The sequence below is a fragment of the Lentzea roselyniae genome (genome assembly GCF_039537795.1).
Classification (GTDB): Bacteria; Actinomycetota; Actinomycetes; order Mycobacteriales; family Pseudonocardiaceae; genus Lentzea; species Lentzea atacamensis.
The window spans coordinates 24,526-46,880 of the sequence record NZ_BAABBE010000019.1; the positions used below are offsets into that span (position 1 = coordinate 24,526).

Annotated in this window: 20 protein-coding genes; 13 read left to right on the plus strand and 7 right to left on the minus strand. The window is 70.6% G+C overall.

What is annotated here, in order from left to right; translation table 11 throughout:
- Positions 1–4 precede the first annotated feature (4 nt).
- Positions 5–613, plus strand: a complete 609-nt coding sequence (locus ABFX45_RS29830; RefSeq protein ID WP_346133489.1) for an LPXTG cell wall anchor domain-containing protein — start codon at positions 5–7, stop codon at positions 611–613.
- Positions 614–669: 56 nt separating this feature from the next.
- Here the strand turns inward: ABFX45_RS29830 and ABFX45_RS29835 are convergent, their stop codons facing one another.
- On the minus strand, positions 670–1,419 hold the full coding sequence (locus ABFX45_RS29835) for a PIG-L family deacetylase (RefSeq protein WP_346133491.1): 750 nt from the start codon (positions 1,417–1,419) through the stop codon (positions 670–672).
- A gap of 225 nt (positions 1,420–1,644) precedes the next feature.
- On the opposite strand from ABFX45_RS29835, the gene ABFX45_RS29840 reads away from it, so the two are divergent.
- Complete coding sequence (locus tag ABFX45_RS29840; RefSeq protein WP_346133493.1) at positions 1,645–2,556, plus strand: glycosyltransferase; 912 nt, start codon at positions 1,645–1,647, stop codon at positions 2,554–2,556.
- Between the two features lie 56 nt (positions 2,557–2,612).
- Here the strand turns inward: ABFX45_RS29840 and ABFX45_RS29845 are convergent, their stop codons facing one another.
- Positions 2,613–4,403: a S8 family peptidase gene (locus tag ABFX45_RS29845; protein WP_211337478.1), complete on the minus strand. Its 1,791-nt coding sequence runs from the start codon at positions 4,401–4,403 to the stop codon at positions 2,613–2,615.
- A 183-nt stretch (positions 4,404–4,586) separates the two neighbouring features.
- Between ABFX45_RS29845 and ABFX45_RS29850 the strand changes: the two genes are divergently transcribed.
- From ABFX45_RS29850 to ABFX45_RS29860, 3 genes are all read left to right on the plus strand, one after another.
- The gene (locus ABFX45_RS29850; protein WP_346133496.1) at positions 4,587–5,513 is read left to right on the plus strand and encodes a LuxR C-terminal-related transcriptional regulator; all 927 of its coding nucleotides are present in this window, start codon (positions 4,587–4,589) and stop codon (positions 5,511–5,513) included.
- 151 nt (positions 5,514–5,664) lie between these two features.
- Positions 5,665–5,934: a hypothetical protein gene (locus tag ABFX45_RS29855; RefSeq protein WP_346133498.1), complete on the plus strand. Its 270-nt coding sequence runs from the start codon at positions 5,665–5,667 to the stop codon at positions 5,932–5,934.
- A 94-nt stretch (positions 5,935–6,028) separates the two neighbouring features.
- Complete coding sequence (locus ABFX45_RS29860) at positions 6,029–6,598, plus strand: hypothetical protein (protein WP_146231663.1); 570 nt, start codon at positions 6,029–6,031, stop codon at positions 6,596–6,598.
- A gap of 53 nt (positions 6,599–6,651) precedes the next feature.
- On the opposite strand, the gene ABFX45_RS29865 is transcribed toward ABFX45_RS29860, so the two are convergent.
- A complete protein-coding gene (locus ABFX45_RS29865; RefSeq protein ID WP_109638652.1) occupies positions 6,652–8,529 on the minus strand; it encodes a S41 family peptidase in 1,878 nt (625 codons plus the stop codon).
- Between the two features lie 118 nt (positions 8,530–8,647).
- On the opposite strand from ABFX45_RS29865, the gene ABFX45_RS29870 reads away from it, so the two are divergent.
- Positions 8,648–11,041, plus strand: a complete 2,394-nt coding sequence (locus ABFX45_RS29870; RefSeq protein ID WP_346133500.1) for a hypothetical protein — start codon at positions 8,648–8,650, stop codon at positions 11,039–11,041.
- Between the two features lie 13 nt (positions 11,042–11,054).
- Positions 11,055–11,627, plus strand: a complete 573-nt coding sequence (locus ABFX45_RS29875; protein WP_346133502.1) for a superoxide dismutase family protein — start codon at positions 11,055–11,057, stop codon at positions 11,625–11,627.
- Here the strand turns inward: ABFX45_RS29875 and ABFX45_RS29880 are convergent.
- On the minus strand, positions 11,624–12,679 hold the full coding sequence (locus ABFX45_RS29880; protein WP_346133504.1) for a helix-turn-helix domain-containing protein: 1,056 nt from the start codon (positions 12,677–12,679) through the stop codon (positions 11,624–11,626). The two genes, ABFX45_RS29875 and ABFX45_RS29880, sit on opposite strands and share 4 nt — an antisense overlap.
- A 155-nt stretch (positions 12,680–12,834) precedes the next feature.
- Between ABFX45_RS29880 and ABFX45_RS29885 the strand changes: the two genes are divergently transcribed.
- From ABFX45_RS29885 to ABFX45_RS29895, 3 genes are all read left to right on the plus strand, one after another.
- Positions 12,835–15,429 (plus strand): type 2 lanthipeptide synthetase LanM family protein, encoded by a 2,595-nt coding sequence (locus ABFX45_RS29885; RefSeq protein ID WP_346133506.1) that lies wholly within the window; start codon positions 12,835–12,837, stop codon positions 15,427–15,429.
- A gap of 12 nt (positions 15,430–15,441) precedes the next feature.
- Positions 15,442–15,630 (plus strand): hypothetical protein, encoded by a 189-nt coding sequence (locus ABFX45_RS29890; protein WP_109638647.1) that lies wholly within the window; start codon positions 15,442–15,444, stop codon positions 15,628–15,630.
- Between the two features lie 105 nt (positions 15,631–15,735).
- Positions 15,736–18,624, plus strand: a complete 2,889-nt coding sequence (locus ABFX45_RS29895; RefSeq protein ID WP_109638646.1) for a helix-turn-helix transcriptional regulator — start codon at positions 15,736–15,738, stop codon at positions 18,622–18,624.
- A gap of 15 nt (positions 18,625–18,639) precedes the next feature.
- Here the strand turns inward: ABFX45_RS29895 and ABFX45_RS29900 are convergent, their stop codons facing one another.
- On the minus strand, positions 18,640–19,032 hold the full coding sequence (locus tag ABFX45_RS29900; protein WP_215732423.1) for a hypothetical protein: 393 nt from the start codon (positions 19,030–19,032) through the stop codon (positions 18,640–18,642).
- Between the two features lie 93 nt (positions 19,033–19,125).
- Here ABFX45_RS29900 and ABFX45_RS29905 point away from each other — a divergent pair, with 93 nt between their 5' ends.
- From ABFX45_RS29905 to ABFX45_RS29915, 3 genes are read left to right on the plus strand one after another with little or no spacing between them, the layout of a single operon-like run.
- Complete coding sequence (locus ABFX45_RS29905) at positions 19,126–19,557, plus strand: DUF4383 domain-containing protein (protein ID WP_109638644.1); 432 nt, start codon at positions 19,126–19,128, stop codon at positions 19,555–19,557.
- On the plus strand, positions 19,541–20,518 hold the full coding sequence (locus ABFX45_RS29910; protein ID WP_346133633.1) for a carboxylate-amine ligase: 978 nt from the start codon (positions 19,541–19,543) through the stop codon (positions 20,516–20,518). Before ABFX45_RS29905 ends, ABFX45_RS29910 begins: the two co-directional genes overlap by 17 nt.
- Positions 20,493–21,515: an iron-containing redox enzyme family protein gene (locus ABFX45_RS29915; RefSeq protein WP_346133509.1), complete on the plus strand. Its 1,023-nt coding sequence runs from the start codon at positions 20,493–20,495 to the stop codon at positions 21,513–21,515. The genes ABFX45_RS29910 and ABFX45_RS29915 overlap by 26 nt, the downstream gene beginning before the upstream one ends.
- Here the strand turns inward: ABFX45_RS29915 and ABFX45_RS29920 are convergent.
- Positions 21,437–21,679: a CDGSH iron-sulfur domain-containing protein gene (locus ABFX45_RS29920; protein ID WP_109638641.1), complete on the minus strand. Its 243-nt coding sequence runs from the start codon at positions 21,677–21,679 to the stop codon at positions 21,437–21,439. The genes ABFX45_RS29915 and ABFX45_RS29920 overlap by 79 nt on opposite strands.
- Positions 21,648–22,316: a HemK2/MTQ2 family protein methyltransferase gene (locus tag ABFX45_RS29925; protein ID WP_109638717.1), complete on the minus strand. Its 669-nt coding sequence runs from the start codon at positions 22,314–22,316 to the stop codon at positions 21,648–21,650. Before ABFX45_RS29925 ends, ABFX45_RS29920 begins: the two co-directional genes overlap by 32 nt.
- Between the last annotated feature and the right edge of the window lie 39 nt (positions 22,317–22,355).

The window sequence follows — 22,355 nt, forward strand, 5'->3', positions numbered from 1 at the left end:
TCCGTTGGCTAGAAGAGTTCTCGGCGCGTTCGCGGTGACCGCCACCGCGACCCTCGCTTCGCTGGCACTGGCCACCCCGGCCAGCGCGCACACCCCGGTGTCGTCAGCGGACTGCGTCAAGGACAAGGCTGTGCTGAAGGTCAAGCTGACCCAGTACGCGGGCGGCAACAGGAACACCGTGCTGATCAAGGACGGGGACAAGGTTCTGGCCGACGAGAAGTTCGGCCAGAGCTGGGAGAAGAAGTTCGAGGCCGACGGCACGGTCGCGCACACCTTCACCATCACGGTGAAGGCGTCGGATGGCGACAGGTTCAACTACGAGAAGACGCACAAGACCCCGGAGTGCGTCAAGACGCCGCCGACCAAGCCGAGCGAGCCGACCAAGCCGAGCGAGCCGAAGCCGAGCACGCCGTCGGAGGCGCCCTCGTCCTCCGAGGTCCCGCCGCCGTCAACGACGACGACGACGGATGCCCCGGCTCCCGGTGGCAGCGCGCCGGAACCGCCGCTCGCGGCGACCGGTGCGTCCCCGACGTGGCTGCTGTTCTCGGGTCTGGGGCTCGTGGGCGCCGGTGCCGGCACCCTGCTGTTCCTGCGCCGCCGCCGCAGCGCGTGAACTAGCTGAGCAGAGGTACGACGGGGGCGGTCCCGCGGGCCGCCCCCGTCGTGCTTTCAGAGGTCCAAAGTGGTCTCCGGGCCGTGGCCTTCGCGGATGAACCACTCGGTGCCGAACGCGTACGCGAACGTCTCGTCGTCGAGCGACAGGAAGAACGACTGCTCGGGGATCTGCGAGGCGTGCGCCCGCATCGCCGCCCGCTTCACGTCCAGGTACTTGGAGACGTCGACGCCGACGTTGATCTCCGACTCGGGCACGGCGTCCTCCCCCAGCGGTGGCGGCTCGGCCTCCCCCGCGCGCCGCATCGCCTCTCGGAACTCGGATTCCCTCACCATCGCCTGGTAGACCGCGGGCGTGCCGGCGATCTCCGCCGCGCGTTTGCCCACCCGGTGCACCTGGATGTGGTCCGGGTGGCCGTAGCCGCCGAACCTGTCGTAGATCGTGAGCGTGGAAGCGTCCTCCTCCTGGAGGATCGCGGCGAGCTTGCACGCGGCTTCCTCGACGTCGGCCGTCCAGAACGAGCCGGGACGCGAGTTCAACGGGTCGCCCATCATCCCGGAGTCGAGGTACCCCAGGAACTCCACGCGCGCCACGCCCAGCAGGTCGGCGGCCGCGTGCGTCTCCACCACCCGTCGCTGCCAGAGTTCCTCGCCCGGCTCCAGGAAGTCCGGGATCTCGCCGACCTCACCGCGGGTCGCGACGACGAGCACGACCCGGTGTCCCTCCTCGAACGCCTTCCGCATCACGCCGCCCGTGACGATGCACTCGTCGTCGGGATGTGCGTGGAACGTCACCAGTGTCGCCATGTCCGCGACGTTACCCGCGAATGGAACTTCGCCATTCCCGTGTGCCCGCCGGGCTTCCTACCGTGAAGATCTACGCCCGCAGGGGAGGTTCGTCGTGCGCAGTCGCGTTCTCGGCTGCCCACGCACGGGCCACACTCCCCCTCGTGACGATGCTGAGCGAGCTGGGGCACGAGGTGCTGGTGGCACGGCCCGGTTTCGGTCCTGCGCGGCTTCGCGGACGAGCCAGTGCGCTGTGCCGGGGTGTTGCCCGAGGTGTGCGACCGGCTGGCCGATCTGTTGCAGGGCGAGGTGCTCGCGCTCCCACCGGACTACGACCCGTTCGCCGACGAGATGATCGTCGAGTTCGCCGCCGGGCCGCACATCACCGCCGCGGTGAGGGCGCTGCTGCCGGTGGCCGCGGACTTCAGGCCGCATCTCGTGCTGCGCGCGGGCATCGAGTTCGCGGGAATGCTCGTCGCGGAACGGCTCGGGGTGCCGCACGTGGCCGCGCCGACGGGGGTCGGCCAGTACACGGACCGCCTGACGCTGCTGAACGCCCTGAACGAACGCAGGGCGGAGCTCCGTCTGCCACTGCACGAGTCGCTCGACTCGGCGCACCGGTACGGCCGGTTGGACGCGGTCCCCGCGGCCTACTCCTTCGCCCGCCGGCCGATGCCCGCCGCGTTCGCCTACCAGCAATCCGCGCACCACAGCACCGGCGACCGGCTACCGCAGTGGCTGGCCGACCTCGACCCGGCGAAACCGCTCGTCGTCGCCCAGGCGGCACCGCACGTGCACCTCGCCGAGTCGCTGCCGCAGGCGTTGTTGCCGCAGGCCGCGGACCTGCTGGTGTCGCACGGCGGCTACCACTCGATCCGCGAGGCCGTGCGGGCCGGTGTGCCCGTCGCGGTGCTTCCGGTGCTGCACGACCAGATGCACAACGCGCACCGCGTCAATGAGCTCGAGCTCGGCGTGCGGGTGCAGGACTTCACACCGGGCGCGGTGGCTTCTGCGTGCCGGCAGGCGTTCACGAGCACAGGGATTCAGCACAGCGTGCGCAGGGCCCGGCGGCACCTCCTCGGACTGCCGTCGATCCGCGCGGTGGCCGGCTATCTGGAACGGATCGTGCAGCGCGACCGGAAGCTCGTGAGCATGTGAAAGGGGCGGTGCCTCCCCCAGGTAGGAAGGCACCGCCCCTGGGCGAACCCGCGGCGCTATCGCAGGGTCAGGTTCCAGGCGTTGATGTACCCGGTGTCACCGGAGTACACGTCCTGGACCCGCAGCTTCCACGTGCCCGCCGCGACCTCGGACGAGGCGTTGACCGTGTAGGTCGCCACCACGTTGTCGGCGCTGTCCGAAGAGGACGAGTTCTTCAGCCGGTAGGCGGTGCCGTCCGGCGCGATCAGGTCGATCACCAGGTCACCGCGGTAGGTGTGGACGATGTCCACGCCGACCTTGGTGGTGGAGGACGCGTTGCCCGTCACCGTGGAGCTGATCGAGGACGTGACGGTGCCCATGTCCGTGATGGGGACGTCGGTCGTGTTCTCCAGGCCACCGGAGGGCGGCGGAGTCGTGTCGACGGCGTTCACGGTCTTGGTGGCGTCGGCCAGGCCGGCACCGCAGCCACCGGAGCACGTACCCGGCAGGGCACGGGCGTTCGTCTTGATCAGGTCCTTGATCTGGGCCGGCGTGAGTGACGGCTTCTTCGCCACCAGCAGTGCCGCGAGGCCCGCGATGTGCGGGGCGGCCATCGACGTGCCCTGGTACGGCTTGTAGTTCTCGGCACCGGGGGTGGTGGTGCCGGCGTTCAGCGTCGACCAGATGCCGTTCTCCGGCGTGGTGATCGTGCCGGGGGTGTCGGTGCCGCGACGGGTCTCCCCGCCGGGCGCCGCGATGTCGATGCGGGTGCCGAAGTTCGAGTAGAACGCCTTGTTGCCCTCACGGGACGACGCGGCGACGGTGATGACGCCGCTGCAGTTCGCCGGGGTGAAGTTGGCGACGTTCATGTTCGAGTTGCCGGCCGCGACGACCACGGTGGTGCCGCGGTTGATCGCGCCGTTGATCGCGTTCTGGTAGGTCGTCGAGCAGGACGACTGACCGCCCAGCGACATGTTGATGACCTTGGCGGGCGTGGCGTTCGCGGGGACACCGCTCACCGTGCCGCCGGACGCCCAGGTGATCGCGTCGGCGATGTCCGAGGTCGCGCCACCGCACTTGGCGAGCACGCGCAACGGCTGGATCTTGGCGTCGTAGGCGATGCCCGCGATGCCCTTGGCGTTGTTCGTGGACGCGGCGATGGTGCCGGCCACGTGCGTGCCGTGCCAGGACGAGCCCTGGTCGGCGGCGGGCACCGGGTTGCCGTTGGCGTCGGTGCCGCACTCGCCGCGAGCGACCCAGTCGCCCTCGTCGGCAGGGTTGGAGTCACGACCGTTGTTGTCACGGGCACGCGTGGCGTCCGACACGAAGTCGTACCCCGCGACGACCCGGGCCGAGAGGTCGCTGTGCGCGACGTAACCGGTGTCGATCACGGCGACGGTCACGCCCGCGCCGGTGGTGCTGGACCACGCGCCGGGCACGTTCATGCCCGCGGTGGCCTCGAACAGGTCCCACTGCCGGGAGTAGTCGGTGTCGTTCGGGTCGGCGAACGGCTGCATCAGCAGGTCCGGCTCGACGTAGGCGACATCGGGGTCGGCCTTGAAGGCCTGGATGGTCGAGTCGGCGTTCGAGGTCTTCGAGCCGAGGTCGACGACGACCGCACCACTCGCCATGCGGCGGTGCAGCGACTTGCCCTTGTTCTTCACATCGTCCGAGGCAGCGGAGTCGGACGAGGCTTCGGCGGTGCCCGGCTTGTAGCCGACGATCAGCCGCTCGAAGGGGCGGTTCACCTGGGTCGAGTCCGGCTGGGACTGAACCTGGGAGGGAGCGGCGTTGACTGGTGAGACAACGCTGAGCACGGCGGCGGAAACTGCCGCGGCGCACAGACTCGTGCGTCGCAATCCGTTCACGAGAGGTCCTTCCACACAGGGCCACCGCATGCCGTGGAGGGCGTCAGGGTTCTGAACCGGCTGCGGAGGTGCCGAGGACCGTAAGCAGCGGCGGACCGCCTTAAACAGTTTTTAAGACGGCCGAATAACGACACTGACGTGTTCACGACAGGGGTGTTGCGCTGAATGGCGCACAATGTGGCCGTGTTCGGACATCTGGGCGTCTCGCCGGAGCTATCTGCCGTATACGAGCTGCTGGTAACGGGAGGCAGCCGTACCACCGCCGAGATCGGCGTCGCCCCCGAGCTGCTCACGCGGCTGCACGAGCTCGGCGTGGTCCGCCACCTGCCGGGCGACGTGTGGCAGGCTGTCGCGCCCGACCTCGCCGTGGAGGCGCTCATCGCGGCCCGTGAGGAGCAGAACCGCAGGGCCCGCGCCGACGTCGGCCCGCTGATGGAGCTCTACCTGCGCAACCGCGACGAGGAGCAGGCCGACAACGCGTTCGTCGAGGTCGTGAGCGGGCTCGGCGCCGTCCGCGAACTGTGGAACACGCTGCTCAACGGCGCCCGCGAAGAGGTGTGCGTGCTCGACCAGCCACCGTACGTGACGCCGCTGGGCGAGCACGTCGCGCTCGAGGACGCGACCCGCCAGCGCGACGTGAAGTGGCGCGTCGTCTACGACCGGTCCGCGGTGGACCTGCCCGGCCGCGTCACCGAGATCATCGAACTGGTCGCGGCCGGCGAACGTGCCCGCGTCACGCCGACGCTGCCGTTCAAGCTCGCCGTGATCGACACCCACGCCGCGGTGCTGCCGGTCGCGAACGGCGACGTGGTCGACAAGGTGCTGCTGATCCGTCCCTCGGCCCTGCTGGACGTGCTGCGGTCGACGTTCGAGCTGTACTGGGACAAGGGGATCCCGTTCAGTCCGGGAGGGATCTACGCCGCCGCGGCCGATGTGGACCCGAACCTGCTCGGGCTGCTCGCCGCCGGGCTGACCGACGAGTCGATCGCGCGGCAGCTCGGGCTCGCGCCGCGGACCGTGCAGCGGCGGGTGCGGCAGCTGATGGACCGGTGCGGTGCGCAGACCCGGTTCCAGGCGGGTGTTCAGGCGATGCGGCGAGGTTGGCTTTAGCCGGACGAGGGTGCAACCAGCCGGCCGTCCGAGAGCGTGTCTCTCCGCGCAAGCGAGAACTCACAGATGGGATCCACATGCGCAAGGCAATGGCGGCTGCCCTGACGGGCCTGGCACTCGCCGGACTCGCGGGCACGGCGCGGAGCAGGCTGTGTGGGCCAGTGTGATCACACAGGTCAACGCACCCGGCTTCGTCACCGACTCGCCTGAGGAGTTCTGCGCGCAGACCACGTGCACCGGCACGGTCAGCGACAACCAGGGTGGCGTGATCGTCTTCTCCGAGGACGACAATTACGACAACAGGTCGGCGCACAACTTCCGCCCGAACGGCGAAGTGGTCTTCACCCAGGGGTCCCGGCAGGACGACCCGGCCCTGCTGGGAGCGGTGGCCTCCGACCGCGCCTACACGTTCACACGTTAAACACCGTTGTGAGAACACGAAAAGTCGCGTGCAACCCCTGGTGATCTTGCGGCGTCTCCTACTGCGCAAGCACAAACTCGCTAGTGGGGGATCAATGCGCAAGGTAATGGCGGCTGCCCTGGCAGGCGCTGCACTCCTCGGTCTCGCGGGCACCGCGTCCGCCTCCACGGACTACCCGTGGCCGCCGAAGGACGTCACGCCCGTTCACAAGACCAAGGCGGAACTGCAGAAGCAGGCCGACGAGTTCAGCGCACGACAGGAGAAGACCTACCCGCGCGCCTTCCGGGGCGCGCAGAACGTCGAGCCGGGCCCGTGGGGCGGCGAGGCGGCAGGCGTGTTCGACGGCATGCAGTACATGGGCAACACCGTGACGTTCACCTACAAGGGCCAGGACGTCACGACGTACACGCAGGTCAACGCACCGGGCATGCACGAGTGGTCGCCGAAGGAGTACTGCGAGAAGTACGCCACGTGCACCAGCACCGTGAGCGACCACAAGGGTGGCGTGACCGTCTTCAGCAAGGACGAGCGGTTCGGCATCGTGGAAGCCCGCAACTTCCGCCCGAACGGTGAGGTGGTCTGGGTTCAGAGCTGGACGCAGGGCACCGAGGCACAGCTGGGGGCTCTGGCCACCGACCGCGCCTTCACGTTCACCAAGAAGTAGCACAACAGGAGCGGGCGCTGCCGGTCGTGGAGTCACCGGCAGCGCCCGCTCTTTCAACCGGTGACCTTGCGCGCGGCCACCAGCTGCCCGTCCGCGAAGCCCTCGACCCGCACCTCGTTCCCGGTCGCGCTCAACGTCGCGGTGTGCGCGCCGTCGGTCACGTCCAGCGAGGTGGCCGGGCGGCCGTCGACGTAGATGTCGACCCGGTCGAGGTTCACGGTGTCCAGCGAGACGGTCGTCCCCGCGACCGCCACTCCCAGCCGCCGCACCGGTAGCGCGGCGAGCAGCGAGCCCGCCTTCGCCAGCAGATCGACGTTGCCCTGCAACAGATCCGCCCGCGTCACCTTGTGCTGGTGCGTCGGCCGCACGCCGAGGTCCTCCACCGGCGTGCCGGCGAGCTTGCCCACGCGCAACGTGCGGCGGATCGAGACGCGCATGTTCGCCTTGTTGGGCAAGGACTTGTACGGCGACTCGGTGTCGCCCGGCGCCGGGATCTTCAGCAGCGTCATCAGCAGTCCGTGCGTCCACACGTTCGCGCCGCCCGCACCGGTGTTGTCGTCCACGCCGAGGATCGGGCCGAGGTCGTGGTCGGCCCAGCCCGCGGCGAAGATGTCGGTCGCGGAGTAGCACCGCGCGTCGGTGATCAGCACCACCGGGCCGTGGTAGGTCTGGCCCACGGCGTTCGCGCCGGCGACCGGCGTGATGGTGTGGGCGCAGGAGAACGCCTGCCCGGTCTCGGTCGACGAGTCCAGCGATGGGAACCACGGGCCGAGGTCGATCTGGCCGGTCGGGTCGTCCGCGTGGCGGCGGCAGATCCGCAGGTTCAGCGGCGTGCTCAGGAACTGCACCGGTTCCGGCTCGATGCGCCGCGGCGTCATCGTCTGCAGCAGGAACTCCGAGGCGAAGATGTGGCCGCCTCCGTTGTCGCGCACGTCGACGATGAGCCCGTTCTGCGGCAGCAAAGCCGCGAGCCGCACGAACTCCTTGAGGAACGCGTCCGGGTCGTCGACGCTGAAGGTGAAGATCCGCAGGTGGCCGAACTCGCCGGACGGCGTGGTGACCGGGCGGGCGCGGAACACGCCGGGCATGGTCGTGGGGACGTCCTGCGAGGACATCGCGACGGCACCACCGGCGGCCTCGGCCTGCACGACCTTGGGGGCGTGCAACAACTTCTTCGCGCGGGCCTTCTCGTCGGAGTCCAGGTCGACGCCCTGCGCGGCCGCGGCCGGTGACAGCGAGTCGGTGTCGGTCATCGGGGGCAGGTTGTCGGTCACCTGCCAGTCGACGCGGATGTCCTCGGACGCGCCGTTCTCGTTGCGATACGTCACGACGACCCAGTCCTCGTCGGGCGGGAGCTGGATCACCAAGGGGCGCAACGTGAGCGACTCCAGGCCGCGGGCGAGGTTCGCCGCGGTGTTGCTGCCCGCGAAGATCGCGCCGTTCAACGCGACCGCGCGAGAGATCGGCGTGCCGTTCCAGTGCGTGACCTCGGCGCCCACCGCGATACCGTCGAAACCGGCGACCGTGCGGGCGACGAGGTACTGCTCGGTGCCGTCCGCGTCGAAGCAGCGCTCCAGCTGGAACGGCAGGAAGGCGATCTTGCCCGCGAACGGCGCGGGCAGGAGGTAGTTCGTGTGCAGGTCGCGCACCGAGTGGAAGGTGCTCGACAGCTCGCGGTGGAACTGCCACTCGGGCTCCGCCGTGGCGTCGGTCTGCCGTTCGAGTCTGGCTCTCAGGACCCTGAGTCTTTGCACGGGGTTCACCGCGTGCATGGCGACTTTCAACGGCAGGTGCGCGTAGTTCTGTTCCAGCAGGATCAGAGCCTGGTCGACGATGAGCTTGCGCTGCGCCAGGGTGAGACTGCCCGCGGTGGCCAGGAACTCGGCGAGTCCGACGGAGTTTGCGACGTTCGGGTGAGCGGTTGTGGTCATGGTGCGCCTCCTTGCCAAGTAGAGGCTTTCCAGGGCGCCTGGATACACCTTTTTCACCCGTTCGGCCGCTAACCGGAGCAGCTGACAGGACGACAACTGGAGTAAAGGGAGGCCGGCGATGAGTCCACGCACCCTCGAACTGCGCATCCACGGGGTCAACAACACGCCCCCGGACGCGATGCTGGCCCTTCCCGACCACGCCGTCGAACAGTTCCGGGGAGATCGGTTCGGCAGCTTCTGGCGGCCGAAGCCGGACAAGGTCGCCGAACTGCCACCGGTGCACGCCGGACGGGTGCCCGGCGGCGTGCGTCGCGAGGCGTACTCGTGGGGCGGCATGGCGCGCAGCAGCCCGGGCGTGCCGGGCAGCGGGGTGCCGTCCGTGCTCGCGAACGCGTTGGGGCGCATCGGATGGGCGTTGCTGCTGCCGTTCGGGCTCGCGAACGTCGCCTACTGGTCCCGCAAACTTCCCGACGACTCGATGCCGGCGACCAGGCGGATGGTGTGGTGGAACGCCGGGCGCGGTGCCGCCAGCACGCGGCTGTTCGGGCTCGGGCTCACGGTGCTGCTGGTGCTCGCGGTGTGCGAGGTCGCGATCGACGTGTACGCGATCCAGTGCTCGTTGCCGGGCACCACCTGCAAGCGGCTGCCGGAGTTCATGGACCTGCTCGGCGATCCCGCGCGGCACGTCAGGGTGCTCGCCGCGTCGTCCGTGCCGGTGTTGCTGCTCTTCGGCCTGCTGGCGCTGACCTCGTTGTCACGCAGCAGGTACGAGATGGCGACGATGCGGCGCACGCCGGTGCGGCGGCCGGGCGTGATGCTCAGCCGGTCGTCGATGTGGGAGGGCAGCCCGCGGATCCGCCGGCTCACCCGGCTGCACCTCGCGGCCGGGTGTTGCGTGGTCACGCTGGTGACGAGCGCCCAGCAACTACAGCACGCGTTCTTCCTGGTGCTCACCGTGTTCGCGGGCGGTCTGCTGGCGGTGGTCGTGGGCCGGGTGGTCGTGACGGCGACGGACTGCCCGGACGTGCCGTCGACCGAGAAGGGCGGCCTGTGGTCGTGGCTGCTGGTGGTCGCGGCCGTGCTCGTCCTGGTGGTGCACGGGTTCGGGCTCTACGGGTTCGCACCCGTTTTCGAAGGGCCGCTCTGGCTGGCCTCGTGGGGACCGCCGGTCGTCACGGTGGCGCTGCTCGGCTCGGTGCTGGCGGCATGGTCGTGGCGGCGCAACGACGCCAAGGGCCCGTTGGCGCTGCTCGTGCTGTTCGTGGCGTTCATGGTTGCCACTTACTGGTTCCCGCTCGCCTGGATCGGCGCCGTGGTGGCCGGCGGGGTGCTCGCGTGGCGCGCGCGGCCGCGGTCCGGCGACGAGTGGCAGGCCTGGCGCGGCGCCGGACCCGGTGTGCTGCTGGGGTTGTCGCTGACCACGTCGGTGATGCTGGCGGCGGTGCTGGTGCTGACGTTCCGCGGCTGGGTGGGGACGGGACTGCGGGTTCCGTCGTTCTACTCGTGGTTCAGCGCGGCCTTCGCGGTGGCACTGGTTCCGCTGGTGCTGCTGGTGATCGCGCAGGCGCTGGCGTTGTTGTCGCGGCTGACCAAGCCCGCCCTGCTCGACGACGAGGCCGACGTGCTCGTCGTGCGGGTGCGGCACGTCGTCGCCGTCACGCACCGGGCCGAGAACGTCGTCGGTGTGCTGTCGACGCTCGGTGTGCTCGCGTTGATCCTCACGTGCTACCTGACGTTCGCCTCGCCGTCCTGGACGGGGTGGTGGGGCGTCACGTGGGTGGTGGGCAAGGGCGACTGGGTCACCGGGCTCGCCGGAGTCGCGGTGATCGGCTCGTTCGTCGGCGCCGGCATGCTGACCAACCGGCGTCCGCTCGGCCTGCTGTGGGACCTGATGTGCTTCCTGCCGCGCACCGCGCATCCGTTCGCGCCGCCCTGCTACGCGGAACGCGCGGTGCCGGAGATCGCCGACCGGACCCGCGAGTTCCTGGACGAGTCACCGGACAACCGGGTGGTGCTGTCCGCGCACAGCCTGGGCGCCGTGCTGGCGGTCGCGGCGCTGTACGCGTTGCCGGAGGGGTACCTCGAACGCACGCAGCTGCTGACCTACGGCGTGCAGCTGCGGCCGTACTTCGGGCGGATCTTCCCCGAGCTGCTCGGCCCGGCCGTGCTCGGCACACCGGAAGTGCGTGCGGGCGCGATGTTCTCGCGCGACCCGTGGCGGCGGAGTCCCGGTGCCACACCGGATCGCGGGCTGAGCACGCTCCTCGGCGCGAGCTGGATCAACCTGTGGCGCCGCACCGACTACCTCGGTTTCCCGGTGCACGGCTGGGAGTCCAACCCGCTCGACCGCCGCGCGAGCGAGACGAACGGGTCTCCGGACAAAGTGGAGACTCACGGCGGCTATCACCTGTGCGCGGCCTATCAAGACGCGTTCCGCGACCTCGTCTCGATTGATCTGAACCGGTCACCCGATGGGGGACGTGGTGGGGGTGGGAACCTGGAACGCAGCTGACACAAGGAGAACCATGCGCACGACCGTCGCGGCCCTCGTGGGTGCCGCCCTGCTCACCGGTGCGACCGCCTGTTCCGGCGAGACCCCCGCCGCTCCCGCCGTCAAGCCGGTGGCCGAGACCGAGGTCGCCGGCCCGGCCGCGTCCGGTGACCAGCCGAAGGGCATCACCTACGACGTCAAGCGGATCCCGTTGGGCGCCAAGCTCTCCACCGGCTCTTCCGTCGCGGGTGGACGGACGACGGTCGAGCTGAAGGTGTCCGGCCTGCAGCCGGACACGAAGTACGGCTCGCACGTGCACACCAAGCCGTGCGGCGCCAAGCCCGCCGACTCCGGTCCGCACTACCAGAACGAGAAGGACCCGGTCACGCCGAGCGTGGATCCCAAGTACGCCAACGCGCAGAACGAGATCTGGCTCGACTTCACCACCGACGCGCAGGGTGCCGCGACCGCCACGGCCACGGTGAACTGGGAGTTCCGCAAGGGCGAGGCGAACGCCGTCATCATCCACGCCACGCACTCCAGCACCGAGCACGGCAAGGCGGGCACCGCCGGCGACCGCCTCGCGTGCCTCACGGCGCAGTTCTAACAAGGCCAGGTCAGGGCCACACCCCCCGCGGAATATGGCCCTGACACCGGTTCCAGCACCGCCGCGCGCACGAGGTTGAGCACCTCGTACCGGCGTCCGGCGCGGCGAACCAGTCCACGCACGCTCAGCGCGCGCGTGACGTGGTCGTCCTGCCCTTCACCCCGGCCGGCCATCCGCGTCAGCGCGGCGCGCTCCTCCTCGTCCAATGTGGACAGCGACAGCCGCAGCGAGTCGCGCAGGTGTGCGGAGGTCGGGTCGAGCGGGTTGGTGCGCAGCCGCTCCAGCAGGTGCTGCGGCGAGTAGACCATGAACCACCCGGCGGCGAACTCCAGCGCGGACGGCAACCCGTCGAGCTCCCGCACGAGGCCCATCAGCGCCGCGGAGTTCCCGGCCTCCTGCCGGAACCCCGGCCGCACCCGCCGCACGTTCATCACCAGCAGCCGCACCGCGGCCTCGTCGGCCAGTGGCGCCAGCGGGAAGACGTGCTCACCCGCGATCCCGGCCGGTGCCAGCGAGGTGACGATGACCCGCAGCCTCGGGTGGCGGTCCAGCAACGCCGTGTCGGGGAGGTGGTCGGTGACGAGCACGGTGTCCTGGCCGTCGTCGATCTGCGGTGTGCGCGAGGACGGCAGCCAGGCCACCGACCAGCCGAGCCGGAAGTGCAGCGCACCCACCACCTCCAGCGCGAGCCGCGTCTTGCCGACCCCGCTGACACCCGTGATCGTGACCAGGCGCCCTCCGTCGGCGAACAGGTCGAGCAGCGCGGCCTGCTCCGCCTCGCGGCCCACGATCGCCGACGACGGCGCGGGCGGCGCCACCGACACCGGTCCCGCCGGCCGGCCACCGGCTTCCCGCAGGTTCGCACGGCTGTCGTCGTCCAGCCGGAGCCCGTCCGCGAGCAGGCGCACCGTCTCGGCGCGCGGTGACCTCGTGCGGCCGCACTCCAGGTCGCGGATGGCCCGCACGCTCACCATCGCGAAGTCGGCCAGCTGCTGCTGGGTGAGCCCGACCCGGATGCGGTGCGTGCGCAGTAGTTCCCCGAACTCCCTCATGCCCGATCCCTCCCTCGGTCCCCGAGTCTGGAGGCGGGTGGAGCGGCGGAACATGGGGTGCGGTCCCCCATATTCAGGTCCCGCCCGGAGTCCAGCGCAGAATCTGGGGGCTCGGCCCCCATGTGCTCTCCGCACGCGCGTGCGAGGTTCTGCCGGTGACCTCACCGGCGGAGACCAGCACCAGCGAGAGCTGGACGGCGGCTTTCGCCCACGCGTTGCGCCCGCTGATCGACGCCGCCCGCACCGAGGTCGCGCCGCCGTTCGACGCCTCGTTCGCCGAGCAGCTCGGCCGCCGCCTGGTGGCGATCGCGGCCCGCACGCTGGTGCTGGAGCTGCACAAGGCACGTGGCACCCTGGCCGGGGACACCGGCGCGCAGCGGTTCACCTCCTTCACGCGGACCTTGGACCTGCCGGCGTTGTTCGCCAGGTACCCGGTGCTGGCGCGGTTGCTCGCGCAGGCCTGCGAACAGGCCGTTTCCGCCCATCACGAGCTGTCGTCGCGCTTCACCCGTGATCGCCCGGAGATCGTGCGGGCGATCTTCGGCGGGCGGGATCCCGGCACGCTGGCGTCGATCGAGACGGGCAGGGGCGACGCGCACCAGCAGGGCCGCACGGTCGCGGTGCTGACCTTCGAGTCCGGGGACCGGCTGGTCTACCGGCCGCGCCCGGTCGGGTTGCACGAGCACTTCTCCGCCCAGCTCGACTGGCTTTCCACGCGAACGGGAATCAGCTTCCGCTCGCCGCGGCTGCTCGTCCGCGACGGCTACGGGTGGCTGGAGTTCGTGAGTTACGAGCCGTGCGCGGACGTGGCCGGCGTGGCGGAGTTCTACCGGCGACTGGGGGCGTTGCTGGCCCTGCTCTACGCGGTCGACGGCACGGACATGCACTACGAGAACCTCATCGCGTGTGGCGACCAGCCGGTGCTGGTGGACGTCGAGACGCTGTTCCACCCGACGCCGGCGACGTCCGACGATCCGGCCGCGCTGGCGCTGGCCAGGTCCGTGCACCGCACGGCGCTGCTCCCCCACGTGCTGCTGGGCGACAACGGCGTCGCGGACGTGTCCGGTGTGGGCGGCGACCACGGCGTGTTGTCGCCGTTGAACGTCGTCGACTGGGCCGACGCCGGAACGGACCGGATGCGGCTCGTGCGGCGTCCTCGTGAGTCGTCAGGGGCGTCGAACCGGCCGGTGCTGGGTGGTGTGCCCGCCGAGCCAGCCGACTACCAGGACTCGCTGATGGCCGGGTTCCGCGCGGGCTACGACGCGATCGTGACGGGCAGGGACGAGCTGCTGCGGCTGGTTCGCGCGTGTGCCGACGACGAGGTGCGGTTCGTGGCGCGTGCGACCCGTCAGTACGCCGTGTTGCTGGACGAGTCGACCCATCCGAGCGTGCTCGCCGACGCGATGGACCGCGATCTGGCGTTCGGCGTGCTGGTCATCGACGACCCGTTGCTCGACCGGCTGGTGCCGTTCGAGGTCTCCGACCTGTGGCACGGTGACGTGCCGCTGTTCACGTGCCGGCCGTCGTCGCGCGACCTGTGGACCACGTCCGGGCTCCGGCTGCCGGGGATGCTGCCGGAGCCCGGGCTGCACGCCGTCGAACGCAAGATCGCGGCGATGAGCGAGGTCGACCGGCACGACCAGCAGTGGGTGATCGCGGCGTCGCTGGCGTCCCGGCCGCGGCCGGTGTCCCATCACAGCGGCGGCGCACTGCCCGGCCACGTCGCCGCGGTGGACCCCGATCCGGCGCGGCTCCTGGTGGCCGCGTGCGGGATCGCGGACCAGATCCTCGCGCACGCCGTGACGGGCCGGGACCGGGTGAACTGGCTGGGGCTCGAGCTGGTCGACGACCGGCACTGGACCGTGCAGCCGCTCGGCGCTGGTTTGTCCAACGGCTACACAGGTGTCGCACTGTTCCTCGCCGAACTGGGTGCGCTGACCGGCGCCGCCCGGTACGTCGACTTCGCGCGGGACGCCGTCCGCCCGTTGCGGTCGTTGCTCTCCTCCTTCGCCGCGTCGCCCGGGCTGGTCGCGGCGGTGGGCGGCGGGTTCCACGGCCTGGGCGGGATCTGCTACGGCCTGGCGCGCCTGACGCCGTTGCTCGGCCTCGACCCCGGCCTGCTTTCGACAGCGGTGTCGTTGATGCCGTTGGAGGACTCGTCGTTCAGCGTGGTGGACGGTGTCGCGGGATCCCTCGCCGCGATGCTCGCCGTGGGCACGCCGGAGTCGCTGGCTCTGGCCGATCACTACGCATCGGTTCTACGTGGCGCGATTTGCCGGGCGAATGGGTTCGCCCGCGGCCATGCGGGAATCGGATGGGCTCTGCGGCGTTACGCGGCAACGGTTTGTGACGAGTCAATTGATGTGGCAGGACAAACCTTCCTGGAGAGCGACGCCATCGACCCCACCGACACAGGCTGGTGCTCCGGCCTGGCCGGCGCCGCCATGGCAAGCGACGACGACCGCCTGTGCACCGTGCTCGCGTCCAGGGAGCCGTTGCGGGACATGAGTCTCTGCCACGGCGAACTCGGCGTCGTCGAAGCGCTTTCCGCCCGCCACCCCGGCGCCGCGACCCGCCGCACGGCGCTGTTGCTGGGAGCACTGGACGAACACGGCGCCCGCTGCGCCACCCCCGGCGGCGTTCCGTCACCGGGCCTGCTCACCGGCCTGGCCGGCATCGGCCACGGCCTGCTGCGCCAAGGGTTTCCGGTGCCCTCGATCCTGCTGCTCGAACCTGTCGCCAACCGATGAGGAGTACATCCGATGAACGAGTCCCTGCACCGCCCGGCCGCCCTGCCAGAGCCGGTCGAGCACGTGATCGGGGAAATGGAGCTCGCGCCGAAGTCGTCCGCCGGTGCGAGAGCCCGTGCCCTGGCCGGACTGACACTCGCGGCGGGTGCCTTCGCGTCCCTCACCCCCGCGCTGTCGGACACGACCGTCAGCGTGGTGTGAGGCCCGAAACCGGTGGAGGGGCCGGGCGGTGCCCGGCCCCATTGCCCCGGAATTACGCCTGAGCAGCCGATCCGGACGGCCTCACGAGGCCGTTAAGGTCCAGCCATGCAGACCCGAGCGCCCCACGTGGTCGGCCGAGATCGAGAGGTCACGGCTCTCGTGGAGGCACTCGATCGCACACGCGCCGGCCGGGGTGGCGCGATCTTCCTGACCGGCGAGGCCGGTATCGGCAAGTCGCGGCTCGCCCGGTACGCCGCCGGCCACGCCTACGACGCGGGCGTCAGAGTGCTCAAGGGTCGCGGCACGAGCATCGGCCCGATGGTGCCGTTCCGCCCGATCGCCGAAGCCCTGCTCGCCCTGTTCCGCGGTGAACCGCCCGACGACTCCGCGCTCGGCCCCTACAAACCGGTGCTGGGCACGCTGATCCCGGAGTGGCACGACCACCGGTCCACAACCGAATCCGTGGTGGTGCTGGCGGAGGCGGTGCTCAGGCTGCTGGCGAGCGTCGCGCGCAAGACCCCGTGCCTGCTGGTGCTGGAGGACCTGCACGACGCCGACGCCGAGACGCTCGCGGTCATCGAGTACCTGGCGGACAACCTGGAGGACCAGCCGGTTCTGCTGCTCGCCACGATCCGCACCGAGCCGGGCAACGCGCTGGAGCTGATCCACCGGATCGCGCAGCGCGGCGCGGCGGCCCAGCTGGACCTGCGCAGGCTGACGCGGGCGGAGGTCGAGCGGATGACCGCCGCCTGCCTGGAGAGCGAGCGGATCCCGGCGGAGCTGTGCGCTCGCTTGTGGACGGACAGCGCCGGAAACCCGTTCCTCGTCGAGGAACTGCTGCACGGCATGGTGAGCAGCGGCCTGCTCGTCTCCGGCGCGCGGGGCTGGCAGGTGCTCGGCGAGCTCAAGCTGCCGGTGCCGGCGGCGTTCGTCCGCAGCGTCGCCCACCGCATCGACCGGCTGGGGCCGCAGGGCCGTGAGGTGCTGTCCATCGCCGCGGTGCTGGGCCACCGGTTCCCGCTCTCGGTGGTGCAGCGGGTGACCGGCACCGGCGACCGGGCGCTGCTGAGTCATCTGCACGCCGGGGTCGCCGCGCAGCTCGTGACACCCGACGAGCCCGCACCGGACTGGTACGCGTTCCGCCATCCGCTCACCGCGGACGCGTTGCTCGCCCAGCTCACGCCCACCGAACGTGCGGAACTGTCCAGGCGTGCGGCGGACGCGGTCGAGGATCTGCACCCCGGCCTGACCGGCGACTGGTGCCCGCTCGTCGCGAAGCTCAGGTTCGACGCCGGATCGCCTGCCGAGGCGGGACTGCTGTTCGCCGAGGCCGGTGAGCGCGCGCTGGGCAACGGCGCGGCGGGGTCGGCCGTCACGTTGCTCGACCGGGCGCAGCGGCTGCTCACCGGCGAGGCGCGCGCCGACGTGCTCGACAGTCTCCTGCCCGCGCTGGCGGAGACGGGCGAGTTCGAACGCGCCTTCGAGCTGGAGAGGGAGATCGCGGATCTCAGCGGCCTGGACGGGCCGCGCCGCGCGAAGCTCCACACACGACTCGCGCGGGTCGCCTACCTGGCGGGCAGGTTCACCGACGGAGTGGAACAGGTCCGCGCCGCCCGCTCACTGCTCGGCGCCGGGGCGCCGGACGAGCTGACCGCCCAGCTGGACGTCAACTCGGCGTACCTCACGCTGAACATCCCGAGCGCCGACCGGATCGAGTCCGCTGCTTGCCTCGCCAGGAAGGCGGCGGACGCGGCGGCACGGGCGGAGCTTCCGGTGGTGGCGTGCGAGGCGTGGCAGCTGCTCGGCATCATCGCGCGCGAGCAGGACCTCGACGAGGCCAACAGGTGCTTCGACAAGGCCCGCGCGCTCGCGGACGCGCACCAGATGCCGATCCAGCACATCTACGCGCTGGTTCGCCTGGCGGGCAACGACTGGCTCGCGTCCGGCTGCACGGCGGCGCTCGGCCGGGTGCGCGACGAGGCGTGCCGGGCGGGCGCGATCACCGTGGCGTACAACGTCGACGCCATCATGGCGTTGCAACACGTGCTGACCGGCGCCTACGAGACGGCCGGTGAGCAGATCGACAGCTGCCTGCAGGCCACCGCGCGGCTGCAGTTCCACGCGCTGACCCGCTATCTGCTGATGGTGAAGGCAACGCTCGCCGCGCACCGCGGCAACCGGCAGGAGACCGACGACGCCACCGCGAGGTTCGAGGAGGTGGCGAAGGGCGGCGCGCAGGAAATCCCGCTGTGCCACGGGCTTGCGCGCGCGTTCTGCGCCCTGCTCGAAGAGGACCACGCGCTGGCGGCGCAGGAGCTCGACGCCGCCGAGGCGAAGGAGTCGCAGAACCCCACCACGTTCCACCTCTCCGGCACGCACGGCATCCGGGTGCTCCTCGCGGTGCTGGACGGCCGCTTCGGCTGGTCCGACTACGAGGTGCTGGCGAAGTCGAGTGCCGCCGGCATGCGCTGGAACCGCCAGTTCGCCGGCCTCGCCCGCGCCGTCCTGCTCGGCCGCGACGGCAGGGGCGCCGAAGCGCTGGAAGCGTTCGAGAGCGCCCAGGAGGCCGCTGCCCTCTACCCCATGGCACGGCATCTGGGACTGCGGCTGATCGCGCGGGAGGCCTCGGCGTGGGGTGATCCGGTGACGTGGCTGCGCACCGCGGAGGAGTACTTCCACGAGGCGGGGATCCCGGCGGTGGCGTCGGCGTGCCGGGGCCTGCTGCGGCAGGCGGGCGCGCCGGTGCAGCAACGCCGCAGCGGCACGGACCAGGTGCCGAAACAGCTGCGCGGGCACGGTGTGACGGTCCGCGAGTTCGAGGTCTTCGTGCTGCTCGCCGACCGGATGGGCAACAAGGCCATCGGCACCCGCCTGCACATCTCGCCGCGCACGGTGGAGAAGCACGTCGCCTCGCTCATCGCGAAGACGGGTCAGCCGGACCGGGAGTCCTTGTCGGCGTACGCGGCGGCCGTGTCCTACAAGTCCGTTCGATGAGCCTCTCGGACGCGACTATCGCGGACGAGACTTGTAGGACACGGCCGCGCTGAGCCGCTGACGTTCCTGTTTGAGGCGCGCTTCGAGGTCGTGGCGCCTGCCGTCCGCCAAGGCGTCCCTGGCGGCGCGCTCGACCTCGCGGAAGCACTCGTAGTACGTGTCGTCGTACTCCTCGACGATCTCGAAGGTCCACCGTCCCGGCAGCACGTTCCTGCCGAGCAGCTCCCCCTGCACGCGGTCCGCGTGCTCGTGGTGGCCGGCCTGGCGCAGCAGCGCGACCGCCTCGTCGAGCATGAAGTCCGCCGTGCCGGTGAGCTGGTGGAACGAGTAGAGGTGGCCGCGTGCCCGTTCGGTGGTCTCCAGGGCCGCGCTGAGCTTGCCGAGCGCCTGGATCGTTACCTCGTCCATGCCGACACGAATACCCGCCGAGGGTTTGCGTCTACCCCCGCCGGGTAGCCCGTCGATCGACCACGTTCACGACCAAACCACGAGGTGAGTTCGATGGTCGACGTCTCCACCCGCACGCGGGTCCAGCAGGCAGCCCTGGTCGTCGCGGCCGTGTTCGCACTCGTCGGAGTGCTGGGCTTCATCCCGGGCATCACCACGAACTACGACCAGATGACCTTCGCCGGTCATGAGTCAGGTGCCATGCTGCTCGGGATCTTCATGGTGTCGATTCTGCACAACATCGTGCACTTGCTGTTCGGCGTCGCGGGCTTCCTGGCCGCACGCTCGGCCGCCGGTGCGCGAGCCTTCCTGATCGGCGGCGGCGCGATCTACCTCGTGCTGTGGCTGTACGGACTCGTGATCGACAAGACCAGCTCCGCCAACTTCGTGCCGCTCAACACCGCGGACGACTGGCTGCACTTCGTCCTCGGTCTCGGCATGATCGGATTGGGAGTCGCGCTTGGCCGGCGTGCTGCAGTGCGCTGACACCGTTGGCGTAGAAGAAGAGTTCCTGCTCGTCGACACGGCGTCCGCCCGTACCGCGGTACGGGCGGACGCCGTGCTGGCGCGCGTGCAGGACACGGACCTGACGAAGTTCCACGCCGAGCTCGCGAGCACGCAGGTGGAGGCGGCGACCGGTCCGTGCACGAGCGTCGCCGAGCTGGGCCAGGCGCTCCGGCAGGCGCGTGCGATGCTCGCGAAGGCGGCCGAGGAGGCCGGCCTCGGGCTGGTTTCCCGTGGCACGCCGGTGAAACCGTCGCTGCAGCCGATCGTGTCGCACGACAACCCGCGGTTCCGCCGGGTTCTCGACACCTACGCGGGTGTCGTCGAGCACTACGAGGCCTGCGGCTGCCACGTGCACGTCGGCGTGCCCGACCGGGAGACCGGGGTGCGCGTCCTCAACCACCTCCGGCCGTGGCTGCCGACGTTGCTGGCGCTGTCGGCGAACTCCGCCGGCAACGGCTACGCGAGCTGGCGCATGGTCGAGCAGTCCCGTTTTCCCGGTTCCGGGGTGGCGCCGGTGTTCCCGGACGCCGCCGGCTACGACGCGCACGTCGCCCGCATGGTCGCGTGCGGCACCCTGGTGGACCGCGCCCAGTCGTTCTGGCTCGCCCGGCTGTCCCCGAAGCTGCCCACCGTGGAGTTCCGCGTGGCGGACGCGGCGGCCACCGTCGAGGACGCGATGCTGCAAGCGGCTCTGTCTCGCGCTCTCGTGCACACGGCGGCCGTGGCCGATGAACCACGCCCGGTGCGTGACGACGTGTGCGCAGCGGCCGTCTGGGCGGCTTCCCGGTACGGCTTGGACGGCGCGGGGGTGGATCCGTGGCGGGAGTGCCGGGTGCCCGCGACAGCGCTGTTGGAGGCACTGCTGGAGCACGTCACACCGGCGTTGGCGGAACGTGGCGAGCTCGAGCTCGTGCATGACCTCGTCGACCAGCGGGTATGAGAACGTGGTGAAGCTTCCCTCGCCCCGCGGGCCGCTGTCCGAGACTGTCATCGACACCTTGGGCGGTCCGCCGAACGGCCGTTCGATCCCGTACACCGACGCCGACCCGTACGGCGAGGACCTCACCATCGCCCTGCACGTGCTGTACGAGCTGCACTACTGCGGTTTCGACGGCGTGCACGAGGCCTGGGAGTGGGATCCGGAGCTGCTGAAGCTCCGTGCCCATGCCGAAACGGCGTTCCTGGCGGCGTTGCGGTCCGATGTGGACGGCGGGGACGACCTCGATGCGGCGCTGGACGCGTTGCTGGTCGAGCACGTCCCCGGCAGCGGGGTGTCACATCACCTGCGGGATCACGGGACCTGGGACGAGATGCGCGAGTACTTCGCGCATCGCTCGGTGTACCACCACAAGGAGGCCGACCCGCACGCGTGGGTGATCCCGAGGCTGCGCGGCACGGCGAAGGCGGCACTGGTCGCGGTGGAGTTCGACGAGTTCGGCGGCGGCCGGGCCGACCGGATGCACTCCCGCCTCTACGCCGACCTGCTCGAGGGCGCCGGGATGTCGTCGGACTACCTGCACTACCTCGACGACGTGCCGGCACCGGCCATCGCGATCGTCAACATGATGTCGCTCTTCGGCCTGCACCGGTCGTTGCGCGGCGCGCTGGTCGGCCACTTCGCCGCCGCGGAGATCACCACCGCCCCGAGCGCGATCCGCCTGGCCCAGGCACTCGAACGCCTGGAGGCCGACCCGCGCTGCGTCGAGTTCTTCACCGAGCACATCGAGGCCGACGCCGTGCACGAGCAGATCATGCGGCGTGACGTCATCGGCTCGCTGCTGGAGCAGGAGCCGAAGCTGCGCGCCGACGTGGTGTTCGGCATCCAGGCGACGGAACTGCTCGAAGCACGCCTCGCCGATCACCTGCTGTCGTCGTGGGCCGCCGACGAGTCGTCGCTGCGCACGCGCCTGCGATGGCTGGTGTCGCAGAACGGGTAGCGCTTGCTGCGGCGGCACGCGCACACCGCGACCACGAACCGGTCGCTGGTGTGCGTCACGCCGTCCTCGGTGACGAGCTCGACCGGTCCCTCGACGAGCACCGGCCCGTTCGGCACCACCGTCACCCTGCGCTCACGCCGGTTGGGAGCGTTCTGGCCGGTCACCGCGGATCACCACCAGTTCCTCGTGCCGCTGGCCCGGCTCGATCAGGCCGTGCCGCTCCAGGAAGCCGATCCTGCCGTTCATGACGGGCCCGAACGGCACCCGGCGGCGTTGCACGATCGAGGCCTTCAGGCCGTTGTCCCGCAACTGCCGCAACGTCGTGTCCACTCCGCACAGTGCGGAATGAACCATCAGCAGCACGCCGCCCGGCGCCAGAAGGCCGAACATCCTGGCGCACAACGGGTCCAGCAGCTGTCGTCCGTCCAGCCCCGCGTCCCACGCCCGCGCGGGCCCGCGCGCCGCACAGGAACCGGCGGCCGGCACGTACGGCGGGTTGGCGAGCACCAGGTCGAACTGCTCGTCCGCCACGACCTCCAGCGCGTTGCCGAGCCGCACGCGCAACGGCATCCGCCGCAGCGCCGCGTTGACCCGCGCCGTCCACACCGCGCGCCGCGACACGTCCACACCGGTCACTTCGGCGGCTCCCGCGCGGATCGCCGCAATCGCCAGCGCTCCGCTGCCGGTGCCGACGTCCAGCACACGCGCGCCCACCGGGATCGCCGCGGCGTGCATGGCCTCGACGAGAAGCGCGGTGTCGTCCTGGGGCGCGTACACGCCCGGTGCTCTCAGCAGCCTCACCATCCGGGAATCGGCTCGCGGTAAGACCTTGAAACACCG